Genomic DNA, 15,508 nt, shown 5'->3' with positions numbered 1-15,508 from the left:
CCTGACGGTGCGGGACCAGGTGTGCCGGACGCCGTGGTGCGGGGCGCCGATCCGGCACGCCGACCACACGGTCGCGGTCGCCAGGGGTGGGGTCACCGACCTCGGCAACGGCAACGGCCGCTGCGCTCGTTGCAACCTCACCAAGGATCTGACCGGGTGGGCCACCCGAACCCAGGACGGCACGATCGTCACGACCACCCCGACCGGGCACCGGTACACCAGCCGCCCACCCCGACCACCCAGGTCCCGGCCCTGGCTACCGGTCATCGAGATCGACCTCCAGTGGCCCGGAACCGGCTAGCTGCTGATGACTGGCGGCCCTTGGCGGCCCAGGCGAAAGGTTGCCCGGCCAGATCCCACTGTGCGCCGCCGTGGTGTTCAGCGTCTCCGCATCGTTCGGGCCGGGGCCGATCAGCTCCGCCCACCCCCCGAGGCGGGATCATACGAAACCATGGAGGCTTTCCATGGTTCCGTCGCGCTCTGGCTCCGCTCCTGGCGACCACAGTCCTTGCCCTACCGACGATCGGAGATCATCCGGGGGGCGCTGGGCTCGTTGCTCGGGTTGCTCACCGCCGGACTGGCCGGCTGGGCGTTCGACGTCGGGCCCGCCGGCCTGCCCGCCATCGTCGCCCCGATGGGAGCCTCCGCGGTCCTGCTGTTCGCCGCACCCGCGAGTCCGCTTGCCCAGCCGTGGCCGATGCTCGGCGGAAACATCATCTCGACCGTCATCGGGGTGGGCGTTGCGCGGCTGATCGGCACCGGAACGCCGCTCGGCAGCATCACCGCAGCCGCGGTCGCCGTCGCCGTCGCCATCGGGGTGATGATGGTGTTGCGGTGCCTGCATCCACCCGGGGGAGCCTGCGCACTGTTCGCCGCGGTGGGCACCGGCGCCGTGCAGCAGCAGGGCTTCCTGTTCGCCGTGTTTCCGATCGCGGTCAACAGCCTGGCCCTGCTGGTCATCGCCGCCGCGGTCAACAATCTGACCGGGCGGGCCTACCCGCATGTGGCCGCGCCGGCGCCGGATTCAGGCGGTCCGGGTCAGCGCCTGCTTCTGCAGCCCAGCGAGATCGCCGCGGCGATCCGCCGGCTGGATCAGGGGCTGGACGTGCTGCCGCAGGACATCGTGGCGCTGGTCCGCGACGTCGAGGACCATGCCGTCAACCGTCGGCTGGGGCAGTTGCGGGTGGAATCGGTGATGAACCGCGAGGTCAGGACCGTCCGATCGACCGAGAATATGTACCGGGTGAGGATGATCATGTCCAATGACCGGGTCAAGGCCGTCCCGGTGGTCGACGAGGACCGCCACGTGGTCGGTATCACCACCATCTACGACCTTTTCCGACTCGACCTGGCCAACCTGGACCCGGTGAGCAAGTACATGACATCTCCGGTCCGGACGATTCTCGGTTCCGCGCCGGTCTCCGAACTCGTCGCCCTGATGAGCGGCGAAGGGCTGCGCCACATACCCGTGGTCGATGAGGACGACCGCCTGCAGGGGATCGTCAGCCGCACCGAGCTGATCACCGTGCTGCACCGCGCTCTGGTCGACGCCACCGCCGGCTCGACCGGACCGGCGGCGAGCACCTGATCCGCTGGCCCCGTCGCCTTCGTGGTGCTTCAGCGATCCGGGTGCGGCACAGGACGCAGGTCCAGGCCCGGGATTCCGGTGAAATCGTGCGGATTGCAGGTGTACAGGGGCAGATCCTCGGCGATCGCGACCGACGCAATCAACGCGTCGTAGGCCCGGGCGGCGGGTTTCCGACCGGCCCGGCGTAACGCAGCAGCGACCCGGCCGAACACTCGAGCCGCCGCGGCGTCGAAGGGGATGGCGTCGAAGTCCGCCTCGGCCTGCTGGAGGTGAGCGAGTCGGGTCGCGCGTTCGTCCTCGTCATCGGTGACCAGCGGGCCGACGGACAGTTCGGCCAGGGTGATCGCGGTGATCGACGGTTCGTCGGGCAATGTCGACGGGTCGGTCATTCGGGAAAGCAGGATGACGGTCGAGGTGTCGAGCACTCCGCGGGTGTGGGTCACAGGCGTGGGTCCAGCACGCTGTCCACGTCGCGGAGCAGCGCTTCAGGGTCGAGATCGGGGAGATTGCGCCGCCGGGCGATCAGTTCAGCTGCGGTGAGTCCACGCTGTCGGACGGGCCGGAGCTCGGCCACCGGAACGCCGTCCCGGGTGACGGTGACGGCCTCACCTCGGGACACCCGGTCGAGAACGTCGCCGCCGTGGTTACGCAGATCCCGAACCGTCACGATGGTCATGACCGAATGTATCACCGGTGAGACACGATGGTCACCGGCGCGCGGCGTCCGGATCCGACGATCACCAGCCATCAGCCGAGGCGGTCGATCTGACGAGGTCGCGCGTGCGCCGAACGCGGTGGTCGGCCAACTCATGAGCTCCCGAGCCTTTGGAGTTTGAACATGCTCCGAATCGGGTGGCCGTGTGCCCGTTGGCCGGAGGGCCGGTGCGGGTTCCAGTCGGTTGCTCCAGCCGCCAGTCCCGGAGGGATACACCAGGACTGCCCACGCTTCATCTGGTTGTGCCGCGGTTGGCCCGAATTGTTCGATCAACGGGCCTTACTGAATCTGTATAAAGGTTACGTACCGCCAATGCAATTCGCTCACCAATACGCTTACAGCCCTCGATATTTGGATGCAAAGTTCCTTGGGTATCGCCCTGAATTCCTAGAGACTCCCTCGCTTGGACATAATAGCGTTTCTCTGTGCAGTATCCATGACCCTCGAAGGCGTAGGCGATTCCGCTAACGAATCCCCATCCAAACTCAGCCGCAATCTCTCGAAGTGTCTTGTTAAGACGCATCCCCACCCGCTCAATCCGCGCCGCTTCCTGTTTATCAATGTGGAGCAGATCATACAGCGCAGGCGACACATTGGCACCAGTCGAGAATATTTCGCACCCTTCACGCGCGTTCCCTGCAGAGTCACCGAAAGGGTTCGCCGGGTATTCTGTAAGTAAGACGTGCAGGGGCTTGAGCGTTACTTCGATGTCCGCCTTCATTCTTAACATGTTCGCGCGTAAACTTTTGAGCCGATCTGCAATTGCCTCCTCAAATTCCACCTCACTCTTCTGCTTCCCAATCGAAAATACAGTCGCACCTGTTAAGACCATCTCCTCCAAAGTTGTTGAGAAGCCTAAGTCATTTCCTCCAATTGAAATCAGCAGGACATCGATTTGGCGCCGATCGACAGTATCCGCGACCTCTTGGAGCTGACCGCGCTGACCCGACCAAGCATCGCTGTCCCGCTCGCGTCGCGGTCCTAACAAGCCGTCGGCTACGGTAGCGCCGCTACGACCGAAGGTGAGGAACGTCCATGACTGTGAACGTTCCAAGCCAAGGAGCAGTGAATGTCGCCGTCCACGGAAGCGCCCGACCGGGCGTGAACCGGTCAAGCTTCAGCTCGCCGTACTCGCCGCTCAGTGGAATATCCAGGGCCTTCTCTATCCGTTTCGAATGCGTCGGAGAATGGGGTAGTGTCCGAGTCTGTGTGCCGGTAATCTCGAATATCCAGCCCACTACCGAGCTGGGGCACAAGATGTCCCACAGGTCTTTTAATGGGGGTCGCCCGCCCGACCCGGGTGGTTGCTGCCGGTCTTGAGCCTGAACTGATAGGCGCATGCCGGGAAACGCGTCGATGTCTATCGTGTACCCTTTGGGGACTACATAGCTGGAAACGTAAGCGGAGTTTCCCGGCTTATAGTCCACACCCGCTACCGGTTGGCGACTCCTCGCCTGAATGACGGACCTGGATCGGATATCGCGAAACACGGCTATCCCCCTTTATAGGTGCAAGACACTTGATTGTGAAGCCTAGCCTTTGGGTCAAAGCTTGACCAGAGATCTAGAACAATCATGGCGTATAGCGGGCTGATTCGGACCTAGTGGCGGTTGCAGATGAGCGCGGATGTCGGACTGGAGCCAGTCGCGCACGGGGCTGAAGGCGACGGTCCCGTCGGTCTATCTGATGATGCCGCCGTGCCGCTGGCGAAGCTGCCGGGTGTGGTTGGTGGGCGCCTCCGGTCAAGGTGTCCGGGTCACTCGAAGGGACCTGTGACATTGACGCGATGTCCAGACAATTATCTGACATAATGCTGCTTATCGGCAGTTTCTGTCTGCGTGCATCACAGGCCCACACCGGCGTGACCGTGACCCGCCACGGCCGACACCGCCTGGTACGGAACGGTTCTCCGGGCGTCATCCGTCCTCGCGACCGGGTTCGTCCGTGGCCTTGGTCAGCGGGACCGGCCGCAGCCACGGTCCACCGGCGGTGCGCTCGAGCAGGTCGTCACCGTCGACCAACACGGTGATCGTCGGACCCCACCGGCCGGCGCTGACCGTCATCTGCAATTCATTGGCCACCCGCGCGGGCGTCATGCGGCCGGGGTGATGTCCGTTCCCTCAGTCATGACCGGCAGGCTAGCCGGGCCTGCCGGCCACGGCAACCGATCAGCCGGCCGCGCCGGAGCCGGCCAGCGTCCGCAGATCGCGCTTGCGGATCTTGCCGCTGGACGTGCGTGGAAGTTCGTCCAGCACGACCACCGTCTTGGGGATCTTGTACCGGGCCAGTCGCCCGGACAGGTGTTCGACAACTTCGTCCTTGGTCACCGAGTGACCGGGCCGCAGCTGGACGTAGGCCCGCGGTACCTCACCCCATTTCTCGTCCGGCACGCCGACCACGGCGACGCCGGCCACCGCCTCGATCTCGAGAATGACCTGCTCGATCTCGGCCGGGTAGATGTTCTCCCCGCCCGAGATGATCATGTCCTTGAGCCGGTCGGCGATGAACAGGAAGCCGCTCTCGTCCCGATACCCGATGTCGCCGGAGCGGAACCACCCGTCGGCGGTGAACGACTCGGCGGTCGCGTCGGACCGCTGCCAGTAGCCGGCGAACACGTTCGGCCCCTGGATCTGGACCTCCCCCGACTGCCCCGCCGGCAGGTCCCGGCCGGCGTCGTCGGCGACCCGCACGTCGGTGAAGAAGTGCGCCAGGCCCGCCGAGCCGGCCTTGAACCGGGAGAACGTCGATGGCAGACTCGTTGCCCCGGGCGAGGTCTCGGTCATGCCGTAGCCACCGGTGAACGAGAGCCCGCGCTGCTCGTAGGCATCGAGAACCCGGGTGGGCACCGCCGAACCTCCGCAGGTGAGCATGCGCACCGAGCTCAGATCTGCGGCCGGCCAGGCCGGATGCTCGCAGATCAGCTGGTAGGTGGTCGGCACCCCGGACAGCGCGGTGACCCGGTACCGGGGAATCAGCTCGAGCACGCGGCCGGCGTCGAAATGGGACTCCAGGACGACGTTCGCGCCCTTGAGCAGCATCGGCAGCACGCCCATGCCCAGCGCCGCCGCATGGAACATGGGCGAGATCATCAACGCCACCGAGGTCGCCGACAGCTCGTAGTCGATCAGCACGTTGTAGCTGTTCCAGGCGATGTTCTGATGGCTGATCACGGCGCCCTTGGGGTGGCCGGTGGTGCCCGAGGTGTACTGGATCATCGCCGGGTCGGGCAGGTCCACCTCGACGTCCGGGTGCTCGGGCGCGGCCGCGGCGATCACCGCCTCCAGGTGCTCGGCCGGGCCGGCCGCGTCGACCGGGCCGTCGGCGACGATCCGCCGGCGGACCTCGGTCCCGTCGCTGCCGATGGTCGCGAGCTCGGTCAGCTCGGCGGAGTGGATCAGCACCGTCGCCCCGGAATCGCACAGGACGAAGGCGACCTCGGGCGGCGCCAGCCGGGTGTTGAGCGGAACGAAGATCGCCCCGAGCGTGCCGGCGGCGAAGAAGGTCTCCACGAAGGCAGGGTGGTTCTCCCCCAGGTACGCCACCCGGTCGCCGTGGCCGACGCCGCCGGCGGCCAGCGCGTTGGCCAGCCGGTCGATCCGGTCGGCGAGCGCGTCGTAGGTGATCGCGCTCTCCCCCACGGTGAGCGCGGGCGCGCCGGCCGACTTCACCCGACGCCGGTGGATCCAGGTGCCGGTCCCCTTGTTCCTCATGGCTGGTATGACCTTTCCGTGCCGGGCACGTCGCTGTGCGGGTGGGCGGGATCGTTCAGCGGTAGAAGCGGTACAGGCCGCGGGCGACGACCGCCGGGCGGCTGGCGCCCTCCACCTCGATGGTCTGGTCGACGGTCAGCTGGATCCCGTCGCCCTTGACCTCGGTGACGTCGACGACCACCCCGCCCATCCGGATGCGGCTGCCCACGGGCACCGGCGAGACGAAGCGGACCTTGTCGAGCCCGTAGTTGACCTTGGTCGTCACGTCCTTGACGTCCAGCAGTTCGCCCCACATCGGGATCGCCAGCGACAGCGACAGGAAACCGTGGGCGATCGGAGCTCCGAACGGCCCGTCCTTGGCCCGCTCCGGATCGGTGTGGATCCACTGGTGGTCGTCGGTGGCGTCGGCGAAGGTGTTGACCCGGTCCTGGTCGACGGTGCGGTACTCGGTGAAACCGAGGTCCCGCCCGGCCAGTTCCTTGGCTTCGTCGAAGGTCACAACAGTCATGATGATCGTCCTTGTCGTTGGTCGAGAATGGTGGAGGGGATGGACTTCGTCAGTGCTGAACGGCGGTGAGGTCGTTGTCCCGGCCCTCCCGGATCGCCAGCACGGCGCCGGCGCTGATGACGCCCATGACGATGAGGAAGATGGCGACGGTGTAGATCTCGCCGCCCGCGTTGCGGAACAGGGTGGCCAGCAGGGCCGGGGTGAACCCGCCGCCGATGAGCGTGGCCAGCTGGTAGCCCAGGGACGCCCCGGTGTACCGGGCCCCGGTGCCGAACTGCTCGGAGATGAACGAGCCGAGCGGGCCGTAGATCAGCGACTGCAGCTGCAGGCCGATCACGAAGGCCAGAGTGATCAGGACGGCGTTGCCGGACCCCCACATCCAGAAGAACGGGAAGGTCAGCGCCGCCCACGCCAGGCAGCCGACCACCAGGACCGGCCGCCGGCCGAACCGGTCGGACAGGGCGCCGGCCAGGACCACCCCGAAGATCGCCAGGAACGAGGCGAGCGAGAAGCCGAACAGCACCGTCGACCGGTCGGCCCCGGCGGCGACCGCGTAGGTCTGCGCGAAGGTGGCCATGGTGACCTGGAAGGCGAACGCGGCCCCGGCCCCGAGTGTGGTCAGGATCAACGCCTTCGGCCGGCGCAGCACCGACCACAGCGGCAGCGGCTCCTTGACCGTGGCGGCGTCGGCCTGCTTGGCCTGGGCCAGCGCGGCCAGGAACACCGGGCTCTCCGAGACCCGGGTCCGCACCCAGATGCCGATGGCCAGCAGCAGCGCGGACAGCAGGAACGGCACCCGCCAGCCCCAGGCGAAGAACTGCTCCTGCGGCAGCAGCGCGAACAGGCCGAGCAGCAGGCTGCCGAGCAGCGCTCCGGACGGCGCACCGGCGTTGACGAACGACGCGGCGAACCCGCGCTTGCGGGCTTCGGCGTGTTCCAGCGCCATCAGCGCCGCGCCGCCCCACTCGCCGCCGACCGCGACGCCCTGCGCGATCCGCAGGGCGACCAGGATGACCGCCGCCCACCCGCCGATGGCCGCCGACCCCGGCACCAGGCCGATCAGGAACGAGGCCGCCCCCATCACGAACATGGTGATGACCAGCATCTTCTTGCGCCCGACCCGGTCACCGAAGTGGCCGAAGACGACGCCGCCGATCGGGCGGGCCAGGTAGCCGGCGGCGAAGGTGCCGAAGGAGAAGATGACCTGGGTGAACGGATCCAGGCCGCCGAAGAACACCGTCGGGAAGACGAGAGCGGAGGCCGATCCGTACAGCAGGAAATCGTAGAACTCGATGGTGCTGCCCAGGTAGCCGGAGAAGATGACTCTGCGGACTTCCTTGCGCTTTTCGGGGGTGTGCACGGCTTCACCGGCGATCGTCATTGATGTCTCCCAGTCCGAGAAGGGCGGCCTTGCAGGCTCGGCCGGCTAACGGTTGAAGGCGCTGCGGCCGGTGATGGACCGGCCGACGATGAGCGCGTTGATCTCGTGGGTTCCCTCGTAGGAGTAGACCGCCTCGGCGTCCGCGTGGAAGCGGGCGACGTCGGTCTCGAGGGTGATCCCGTTGCCGCCGCAGACCTCCCGGGCGAGCGCGACGGTTTCTCGCATGTGCAGGCTGGTCAGCATCTTCGCCAGGGCCGAATCCTCGTCCCGGAAGGTGCCCCCTTCCTGGAGCTGGGTCAGCCGGACGACCGCCCCGAGGCAGGCGGTGACGTTGGCCAGCATGCGGGCCAGCTTCTCCTGGACCAGTTGGAAACCGCCGATCGGGCGGCCGAACTGGGTCCGGGTGGTGGTGTACCGGACGGCGGCCTCGTAGGCCCCGGCCGCGACGCCGGTGGCGATCCACGCGACATCCGACCGCATCCGGCGCAGCATCTCGGCCACATCGGCGAAGGAGTGCACGTTCGGCAGCCGCGCGGACTCCGGAACCCGCACCCCGTGCAGGGCGATGTCGGCGTTCTGCATCATCCGCAGCGCCGTCTTGCCGCCGATCTTGCGCAGGGTCAGGCCCGGCGACTCGCGCGGCACCAGGAATGCCCGCAGCGCGCCGGTTTCCGGCTCCGCGGCGAAGACGACGATCACGTCAACGGTGAACGCGCCACCGATCCACCGCTTGGCCCCGTCGATCACCCACTCGTCGCCGTCCCGGCGGGCGGTCGTGGCCATACCCCGGGCGACGTCCGACCCGTGGTCCGGCTCGGTCAGCGCGAACACCCCGGTGTAGTCGAACGACCGGATCCGCGGGTCGAGCGCGGCCACCTGCCCGGCGCTGCCGCCGCGGGCGACCGCAGTGCGGAACAGGCCGGACTGCGCGTTGTACATGGTGGCCAGTGAGGCATCGACCCGAGCCAGCTCGAACGTGCGGAACCCGTGGTAGAGCGCGCTCGGCTCCCCTCCCTCGGCGGTGATGGCCGCCGGCCGCATGAGGTCGAGCTCGACCAACCGGGGCAGCACCTGGTACGGGAACTCCCCCCGCTCCCAGTAGTCCGCGAGCAGCGGCCGAACATGCTCGCCCAGCACCGCGCGCAGCTCGGCCAGCACGGCGCGCTCGGCGCCGGTGAGCAGCTCCGCGAACCGGTACACGTCGGCCGGAGCGGCGAAGTCGCCGTCCGCGCCGGCCGTCTCGCCCACGGTCAGCGTGGCGGTCATGACGCTCCCAGCCCCAGCACCCGAACCGCGTTGTTCTTGAGGATCTTCGGCCGGACCTGATCCTTCAGGTCGAGGTCGGCGAAGTCGGCGAGCCACCGCTGCGGGGTGATCAGCGGGTAGTCGGACCCGAAGAGCACCTTGTCCTGCAGCAGCGAGTTGGCCTGCCGCACCAGTTGCGGCGGGAAGTACTTGGGCGACCAGCCGGACAGGTCGATGTAGACGTTGGCCTTGTGGGTGGCGACGGCGATGGCCTCGTCCTGCCAGGGCACGGACGGATGGGCCATGATCATCGTCAGGTCCGGGAAGTCGGCGGCCACCGCGTCGAGCAGCATCGGGTTCGAGTACCCGAGCTTGATGCCGAATCCCCCGCGCGTGCCGGCGCCGATACCGGTCTGCCCGGTGTGGAAGACGGCCGGCAGCCCGTGCCCGGACAGCGCCTCGTACAGCGGGTAGTGCTGCCGATCGCTCGGGTCGAACCCCTGCACCGACGGATGGAACTTGAACCCCCGGACGCCGTGGTCCTCGACCAGCCGCTTGGCCCGCTCGATGGCCTGCGCGCCGGTGAGCGGGTCGACCGAGCCGAAGGGGATCAGCACGTCGCTGTGCCGGGCGGCCCCGGCGGCGACGTCCTCGCTGCTGTTGCCCGGGTGCCCCAGGTTGGTCCCGGCATCGACGGTGAACACGACCGCCGCGATCTCCAGGCTCCGGTACAGATCCGCGATCTCGTCGATCGACGGCCGCTGCGGCGCCGCCTTGAAGTAGGCCGTGGCCGCGTCCAGGATGGGCTGCGGCAGGGCGCAGTGCCCGTCGTCCCCGACCTCGATGTGCACGTGGGTGTCGATGGCCCGCACGGCGTCCACGTCGACGCCCAGCCGGTAGGTCATGGGAATCAGACTCCGGCCGGGGCGGGCTGCAACTCGACCGGCAGGGCGGGGAACTTCTCCCCGACCGACTGGACCGCGTCCAGCAGCTGGGCCTTGGCGTCGGTCAGGTCGGCGGCCGACCAGCCGCCGTCGTGGAACAGGTTCAGCACCGGCTCGGGGTGCGACCAGACCTGGATCCGGTCGCCCCCGGCCCCGATCACCTGACCGTTGATCCCGGCGGCGTCGTCCGAGGCCAGGAACGCGATCAGCCCGGCGACGTCCGCGGCGGTGCCGAAACCGATCTCCTTGCGGAAGAAGTCGGGCATCGGCTCACCCGCCTCGTCGGCGGCGACCGCGGCGGCGAAGTACGGCACGGTCTTGGTCATGGCGGTGGCAGCCACCGGCACCACGGCGTTGACGCACACCCCCGACCGGCCCATCTCCAGCGCCCAGGTGCGGACCATCCCGACGATGCCGGCCTTGGCCGCGGCGTAGTTGGTCTGACCGAAATTACCCCGCTGGCCGGTCGGCGACCCGATCGCGATGATCCGGCCGGCGACGTTGTTGCCCTTGAAGTGGCCGAAGGCCTCGCGGACGCAGGTGAAGGTGCCGCGCAGGTGCACGTCGATCACCAGGTCGAAGTCCTCGTCCGTCATCTTCAGCAGCGACCTGTCCCGCAGCACCCCCGCGTTGGTGACCAGGATGTCCAGCCGGCCGAACTGGGCGACGGCGGTCTGCACCAGCTGCCGGGCGGTCGCGGTCGGGCCGACGGGCGCGACGACCGCGGTCGCCCGCCCTCCGGCCGACCGGATCGACTCCACGGCCGCATCGGCGACGTCCTGGTTGACGTCGTTGACCACGACGGCCGCGCCCTGCGCGGCCAGCTCCTGTGCGTAGGCCAGCCCCAAGCCCTGCCCGGACCCGGTGACAATGGCGACCCTGCCTTCGACGGACACCCCAAGCTCCTTCGCTCGACGAATGATGTTCTCGCTGTGACGGAGCCGACAACGCCGGATCCGCAATCGCTCTGCCAGCAACGATGACACCGATCGTTGAGAAAGTCAACGATTGTCTTCGACAAGTCTCCGGTCGCCCGGGGCGGCCGGCGCGGCCCGCCTACACTTGACTTCGTCAACGATGGTCACCGTCACGGATCCGGAGGATCGATGTCCCGGCCGACGACGCGCACCGCCGGCGAGGTGGTGCCCGACCCCGCTCCGGCGGACCGGTTCCGGCACTCGGAACTGGGTGGCGACATTCCGTTCCTGCTGGCCCGGGCGCGGGCCAGCACCAGCGGCGCCGCCAACGTCGCGCTGGAGGCCGTCGGGCTCAAGGTCCGCGCGTTCTCGGTCCTGTGGCTCGCGTGCGAGGGACTCCAGCCGTCCCAGCGGGAACTGAGCGAGTTCCTGAACCTGGACCCGAGCCAGATCGTCGCCCTGGTCGACGAACTCGAGGGCCGGGGCGCGGTCACCCGGCAGGCGGATCCCCGGGATCGGCGCCAGCGCATCATCACCCCCACCGCGGCCGGTCGACGGCTGTTCCGCAAGGCGCACGCCCTGGCCGAGGCCGCGGACGACCGCAGCCTGTCCATGCTGACCGCCGACGAGCGGCGCACGCTGGGCGAGCTGTTGGTCAGGGTCGCGCTGCCGGCCCCGGACGGCCCGCCGGGCCGACTGTCCGGCCCGGGCGGCTGAGGACGCCCTCAGGGAACGTCGATCGTCAGGGAACGTCGATCGTCACGACCGGGGGCGCCCCGGCCGGTCGGGGTGGGCACGACGCCGTCCGGCCGGACGCGGTGCGGGAGACGCAGGAGCACAGTTGGGTCCCCAGCCCCCGCTGCCGATCGCTCAGGAACACGTCCCGATGATCGATGACCCCGTCGACGTCGAGCACGCTGACCACGCAGAGCCCGCACTCCCCCTTGCGGCAGTCGAACATCAGCTCGGCGCCGGCGTCGGTCAGGGCCTCCAGGATCGTGCGGTCCGGGCCGACGGTGGCCTCCAGGCCGAGCCGGGGAATCCGCACGACGAACTCCTCCGGCTCGAACCAGCCGCTGTTGCCGAAGGTTTCGTAGCGCAGGTGATGGGTGGGCAGCTCGGCGACGCGCCACTCCCGGCGAATGGCGTCCATCAGCCGGATCGGGCCACACATGTACAGCTCGGTCGTGTGCGCCCGGCGGCCGGCGGCCACGTCGGCGATCAGCGCCGCCACGTCCAACGGGTCGCCCTCGTCGTCCAGGTGCACCACGAGGCGGTCGCCGTGCTCCGCCGCCACCTCGTCCAGATAGGCGGCGGCATGCCGCGAGCGGGCGACGTAGACGAACGTGTAATCCGCCCGCCGGGACCGGAGGGCGGTGGCCATGGCGAGCAGGGCTGTGATCCCGATGCCGCCGGCCACCAGCACGTAGCGTTCGGCGCCGACCTGCAGGGGGAAGTTCTGCAGCGGTTGGGTGGTCGGCAGCGTGTCGCCGACCCGCAGATCGTGCATGAACCGGGAACCACCCCGCGAGGTCGGGCTCAGCAGCACGCTCAGGGTCAGGAGCGACCCGTCCGGGTTGGACTCCACGATCGAGTACGAGCGGGTGTCCGCCCGATCCGCCAGCCGGACCTGGACGTCAAGGTGGGCGCCGGGCTGCGCCCGGCCGGTGGGCGGCCGGGCGATGGTGATGCGGCGGATCCGATCGGCCACGAGGCCGGTCTCGACCACCCGGCCGGGCTGCCAGCTGGGTTGGGTGTCGGCGGCCATGTCCGGCTCACCCGACCCGCAGGGCCGGCGTGACGGTGGAACCCGCGCCTTCGGATGCGTCCTCGGTCCGCAGCATCCGGTCCAGGATCCGGCGGACCCACATGCCGCCCGCGTCGACGTTGAGGCTGTAGAACTCGTAGTCCGGGTTGGCGTCGATGGCCCGTTGCTGCGCGGTGAGCATCGCCTCGTCCTCACCGAACACCCTCTCCACGCCACTGCGCAGCTGGGTGGTGATGGACTGGCTCTCCAGGCGGTAGTTCCGCATGAACGCCCAGAAGTAGTGGCTGGTCCGGTCGGTCTCCGGGGTGATGGTGTTCATGACGTAGCCGTTGACGCCTTGGCTGCGGTCCCCCTCTGGGGCCCCGGTCCCGGCCCTGGCCACGCCGACGTCGATCCGGATCGTCGACGGCGCCTGGTAGTGGATGATCTGCCAGCGGTCCACGGTGCCCTCGAAGTCCGGGAACCGGTCGCGCATGTTCTTGCGCCAGAACGGCGGTGGCGGCACGTCGAGCATCCAGCGGGTGACGGTCACCGTGTCGCCCTCGTGGGTGACCCGGAACTCGGACTCGCTGAGCTCCGCCTGGCCGATGCTCGACCCGTGCACGAACTCTTCGTGCGTCAGGTCCATCAGGTTGTCCAGGATCAGCTGGTAATTGCACTGGGCGGCGATCGTCAGGCCGTCGCCGGCCCACTGCGGCGAGTCCATCTGCGACATGTCAGGGATCAGCTCCGGGTCGGCCAGGGTGGGGTCGCCGGGCCAGACCCAGACGAAGCGGTTGCGGTCGACCACCGGGTACGACGGGACCATGGCGCTGGGGTTGATGGTCTCCTGGGCCGGCATCGCGGTGCAGCGACCCGCCGGGTTGTAGCGCAAACCGTGGTACGGGCATTGGATCTCGTCGCGTCCGACGAGCGTGCCCAGCGACAGCGGCGCCAGCCGGTGCCAGCAGGCGTCGGCCAGCGCGACCGGCCGGCCGTCGGCCGTGCGGAACAGCGCCATCGGCCGCTGCGCGATGGTCCGGGCCAGCGGGGCCCGGCTGGTGATCTCGTGATCCCACCCCGCGGCGTACCAGGCGTTGCGGGGATGCGGGAAGATCTTGGCGGTGGCCGACATCTGTCGGTCGAGCACGGACACGCAATACTCCTGTGGGTGGGCCCGGCCGTGCGGCGCGGTCGGGCGGGGACGGCGGCTGGCCCGAAGCATGCGGATCGACGGTCCGTTATCGCGCCGGCACTTTCAACCAGTGAAAGAACGAACAGGATTCGGGTGGGTGTAACCGAGAGCCCGGGAGATGCCGCGGGCCGCCGTCCGGACGACGTTGATCAGGGCCCGCGTCGGGGCGTCGTCGGCGGCGGTGACGACCAGCGACACCGCGGCCTGCACGGTTCCCGCTCGGCCCAGCACCGGAGCGGCGACGGACAGCGCGTCGGGGGTGACCATCCGGTCGCTGATCGCGTAGCCCTGCGCCCGGATCGCGGCCAGGGCCGGGCGGAGCGACGACGGGTCGGTGAGCGTCCGATCGGTGTACCGGGGCAGCGGGTTGGCCAGGACCGCCTCCTGCACCTGCGCGGGGGCGTGCGCGAGCAGCACCAGACCGACCCCGGTCGCATGCAGGGTGAACCGGCCGCCCACGCGCGTCAGCACGGGCACCGCCCCGCGGCCGGCGATCCGTTCCACGAACACCAGCTCCAGTCCCTCCCGCACGGCCAGTTGCACGTTTTGCCGGGTGACCACGTACAGGTCCTCCAGGAACGGCAGGGCCGCCTCCCGCAGGCCGTGGGCCCGCGGGGCCAGCGCGGCGATCTCCCACAACCGCAGGCCGATCCGGTAACGACCCTCGGCGGTGCGCTCCAGCGCGCCCCAGGTGACCAGTTCCGCCGCCCGCCGGTGGGCGGTCGGCAGGGACACCCCGGCGCGCCGGGCGAGCTCACTGAGGGTCAGCTCGGGGGCGTCCGCGGTGAAGGCGCCGAGCAGGGCGAGCACCTTGGCGGTGACCGAACTGCCGTCCGACGGCACATCCACCTCCGCGTGGGTCAGCGCTCGGTCTGGTACCGGGTCATGATCACGCCACCGGGGAACGTCCGCGTCTCGACCGGACGCAGCTTGATCTTTCGGTCTAGGGCGGTGAAGAACGGAGTGCCGCCGCCGACCAGGACCGGCACGGTGACCAGGACGTATTCGTCGATCAGCCCGGCCCGCATGGCCGAAGCAGCCAGCGTGGGACCGGCGATGTCCATCCGGCCGCCGTCCTCGGACTTGATCCTGGTGATCTCGGCGACCGCATCCCCGGTCACCAGGCGGGCGTTCCAGTCGACCGGAACTCCCCGCGAGGAGAAGACGACCTTGGGCATGTCCCGCCAGCGGCCGGCGAACTCGACTTCCGCCGGCGTGGCCCCGGGTCGCTGATCGGCGGTGGGCCAGTGGGCGCTCATGTTCTCCCACAGCTTGCGCCCGTAGAGCGACAGCCCCGTCGAGGCCACCCGGTCGGACCACCACTGGAAAAGCTCGTCGCTGGGCACGCTCCAATCTAGGTCGCCGCCGGGCGCGGTGGTGTAGCCGTCGAGGCTGAGGTTCATCGCGTAGGTCAGTGTCCGCACGGTGTCGGCCTCTCTTCGGTGAGTCGGTCCTCGCGCCTGGTGGATCCGGGTCAGCGTCCCACGTAGGCGGCCAGGTGCTGGCCGGTCAGCGTGGACCGGTCGGCGACCAGCTCGGCCGGGGTGCCCTGGAAGAC

At 69.0% G+C, this 15,508-nt stretch carries 16 protein-coding genes and 1 pseudogene; 3 read left to right on the top strand and 14 right to left on the bottom strand.

Going from position 1 to position 15,508, the window contains the following annotated elements; all coding sequences use genetic code 11:
- Nucleotides 1-301, top strand: a pseudogene (locus ACOJUF_RS24965) (HNH endonuclease); the annotation flags it as partial.
- Between the two features lie 150 nt (nt 302-451).
- Nucleotides 452-1,588, top strand: coding sequence for an HPP family protein (locus tag ACOJUF_RS24960; protein WP_420124502.1), 1,137 nt, complete (start codon nt 452-454; stop codon nt 1,586-1,588).
- A 29-nt stretch (nt 1,589-1,617) separates the two neighbouring features.
- Here ACOJUF_RS24960 and ACOJUF_RS24955 read toward each other — a convergent pair whose 3' ends face one another.
- The 10 genes from ACOJUF_RS24955 to ACOJUF_RS24910 form a co-directional block, all read right to left on the bottom strand.
- Nucleotides 1,618-1,977 carry a type II toxin-antitoxin system VapC family toxin gene (locus ACOJUF_RS24955; RefSeq protein WP_420124505.1) on the bottom strand — a complete coding sequence of 120 codons (360 nt, stop codon included), beginning with the start codon at nt 1,975-1,977 and terminating at the stop codon, nt 1,618-1,620.
- 50 nt (nt 1,978-2,027) lie between these two features.
- Nucleotides 2,028-2,264, bottom strand: a complete 237-nt coding sequence (locus tag ACOJUF_RS24950; RefSeq protein WP_420124501.1) for a type II toxin-antitoxin system Phd/YefM family antitoxin — start codon at nt 2,262-2,264, stop codon at nt 2,028-2,030.
- 271 nt (nt 2,265-2,535) lie between these two features.
- Nucleotides 2,536-3,357 (bottom strand): SGNH/GDSL hydrolase family protein, encoded by an 822-nt coding sequence (locus ACOJUF_RS24945; RefSeq protein WP_420124500.1) that lies wholly within the window; start codon nt 3,355-3,357, stop codon nt 2,536-2,538.
- An 862-nt stretch (nt 3,358-4,219) separates the two neighbouring features.
- Nucleotides 4,220-4,366 carry a hypothetical protein gene (locus tag ACOJUF_RS24940; RefSeq protein ID WP_420124499.1) on the bottom strand — a complete coding sequence of 49 codons (147 nt, stop codon included), beginning with the start codon at nt 4,364-4,366 and terminating at the stop codon, nt 4,220-4,222.
- Nucleotides 4,367-4,471: 105 nt separating this feature from the next.
- Complete coding sequence (locus tag ACOJUF_RS24935; protein WP_420124498.1) at nt 4,472-6,013, bottom strand: acyl-CoA synthetase; 1,542 nt, start codon at nt 6,011-6,013, stop codon at nt 4,472-4,474.
- Between the two features lie 55 nt (nt 6,014-6,068).
- A complete protein-coding gene (locus ACOJUF_RS24930) occupies nt 6,069-6,521 on the bottom strand; it encodes a MaoC family dehydratase (RefSeq protein ID WP_420124497.1) in 453 nt (150 codons plus the stop codon).
- 49 nt (nt 6,522-6,570) lie between these two features.
- Nucleotides 6,571-7,902: an MFS transporter gene (locus ACOJUF_RS24925; protein WP_420124496.1), complete on the bottom strand. Its 1,332-nt coding sequence runs from the start codon at nt 7,900-7,902 to the stop codon at nt 6,571-6,573.
- 45 nt (nt 7,903-7,947) lie between these two features.
- Complete coding sequence (locus tag ACOJUF_RS24920) at nt 7,948-9,168, bottom strand: acyl-CoA dehydrogenase family protein (RefSeq protein ID WP_420124495.1); 1,221 nt, start codon at nt 9,166-9,168, stop codon at nt 7,948-7,950.
- Nucleotides 9,165-10,052 carry an amidohydrolase family protein gene (locus tag ACOJUF_RS24915; RefSeq protein WP_420124494.1) on the bottom strand — a complete coding sequence of 296 codons (888 nt, stop codon included), beginning with the start codon at nt 10,050-10,052 and terminating at the stop codon, nt 9,165-9,167. Before ACOJUF_RS24915 ends, ACOJUF_RS24920 begins: the two co-directional genes overlap by 4 nt.
- 5 nt (nt 10,053-10,057) lie before the next feature.
- Complete coding sequence (locus ACOJUF_RS24910) at nt 10,058-10,987, bottom strand: SDR family NAD(P)-dependent oxidoreductase (protein ID WP_420124493.1); 930 nt, start codon at nt 10,985-10,987, stop codon at nt 10,058-10,060.
- 210 nt (nt 10,988-11,197) lie between these two features.
- On the opposite strand from ACOJUF_RS24910, the gene ACOJUF_RS24905 reads away from it, so the two are divergent.
- On the top strand, nt 11,198-11,725 hold the full coding sequence (locus ACOJUF_RS24905; RefSeq protein WP_420124492.1) for a MarR family winged helix-turn-helix transcriptional regulator: 528 nt from the start codon (nt 11,198-11,200) through the stop codon (nt 11,723-11,725).
- 25 nt (nt 11,726-11,750) lie between these two features.
- On the opposite strand, the gene ACOJUF_RS24900 is transcribed toward ACOJUF_RS24905, so the two are convergent.
- From ACOJUF_RS24900 to ACOJUF_RS24885, 4 genes are all read right to left on the bottom strand, one after another.
- Nucleotides 11,751-12,776, bottom strand: coding sequence for a PDR/VanB family oxidoreductase (locus ACOJUF_RS24900; RefSeq protein WP_420124491.1), 1,026 nt, complete (start codon nt 12,774-12,776; stop codon nt 11,751-11,753).
- 7 nt (nt 12,777-12,783) lie between these two features.
- Nucleotides 12,784-13,890, bottom strand: coding sequence for a Rieske 2Fe-2S domain-containing protein (locus tag ACOJUF_RS24895; RefSeq protein WP_420124504.1), 1,107 nt, complete (start codon nt 13,888-13,890; stop codon nt 12,784-12,786).
- 123 nt (nt 13,891-14,013) lie between these two features.
- Complete coding sequence (locus ACOJUF_RS24890; protein WP_420124503.1) at nt 14,014-14,793, bottom strand: IclR family transcriptional regulator; 780 nt, start codon at nt 14,791-14,793, stop codon at nt 14,014-14,016.
- Nucleotides 14,794-14,810: 17 nt separating this feature from the next.
- A complete protein-coding gene (locus ACOJUF_RS24885; protein ID WP_420124490.1) occupies nt 14,811-15,374 on the bottom strand; it encodes a dihydrofolate reductase family protein in 564 nt (187 codons plus the stop codon).
- Between the last annotated feature and the right edge of the window lie 134 nt (nt 15,375-15,508).

Source organism: Nakamurella sp. (assembly GCF_048594475.1).
Taxonomy (GTDB): Bacteria; Actinomycetota; Actinomycetes; order Mycobacteriales; family Nakamurellaceae; genus Nakamurella.
Note: the sequence above shows the minus strand (reverse complement) of the source record. Positions and strands in the feature narration are given on the sequence as shown.

Bases quoted from the DNA above. Each gene is read 5' to 3' on its own strand.
- ACOJUF_RS24950 (WP_420124501.1), bottom strand. From the start codon at position 2,264: ATGACCATCGTGACGGTTCGGGATCTGCGTAACCACGGCGGCGACGTT.
- ACOJUF_RS24925 (WP_420124496.1), bottom strand. From the start codon at position 7,902: ATGACGATCGCCGGTGAAGCCGTGCACACCCCCGAAAAGCGCAAGGAA.
- ACOJUF_RS24915 (WP_420124494.1), bottom strand. From the start codon at position 10,052: ATGACCTACCGGCTGGGCGTCGACGTGGACGCCGTGCGGGCCATCGAC.
- ACOJUF_RS24920 (WP_420124495.1), bottom strand. From the start codon at position 9,168: ATGACCGCCACGCTGACCGTGGGCGAGACGGCCGGCGCGGACGGCGAC.
- ACOJUF_RS24895 (WP_420124504.1), bottom strand. From the start codon at position 13,890: ATGTCGGCCACCGCCAAGATCTTCCCGCATCCCCGCAACGCCTGGTAC.
- ACOJUF_RS24940 (WP_420124499.1), bottom strand. From the start codon at position 4,366: ATGACGGTCAGCGCCGGCCGGTGGGGTCCGACGATCACCGTGTTGGTC.
- ACOJUF_RS24935 (WP_420124498.1), bottom strand. From the start codon at position 6,013: ATGAGGAACAAGGGGACCGGCACCTGGATCCACCGGCGTCGGGTGAAG.
- ACOJUF_RS24930 (WP_420124497.1), bottom strand. From the start codon at position 6,521: ATGACTGTTGTGACCTTCGACGAAGCCAAGGAACTGGCCGGGCGGGAC.
- ACOJUF_RS24905 (WP_420124492.1), top strand. From the start codon at position 11,198: ATGTCCCGGCCGACGACGCGCACCGCCGGCGAGGTGGTGCCCGACCCC.
- ACOJUF_RS24960 (WP_420124502.1), top strand. From the start codon at position 452: ATGGAGGCTTTCCATGGTTCCGTCGCGCTCTGGCTCCGCTCCTGGCGA.
- ACOJUF_RS24900 (WP_420124491.1), bottom strand. From the start codon at position 12,776: ATGGCCGCCGACACCCAACCCAGCTGGCAGCCCGGCCGGGTGGTCGAG.
- ACOJUF_RS24955 (WP_420124505.1), bottom strand. From the start codon at position 1,977: ATGACCGACCCGTCGACATTGCCCGACGAACCGTCGATCACCGCGATC.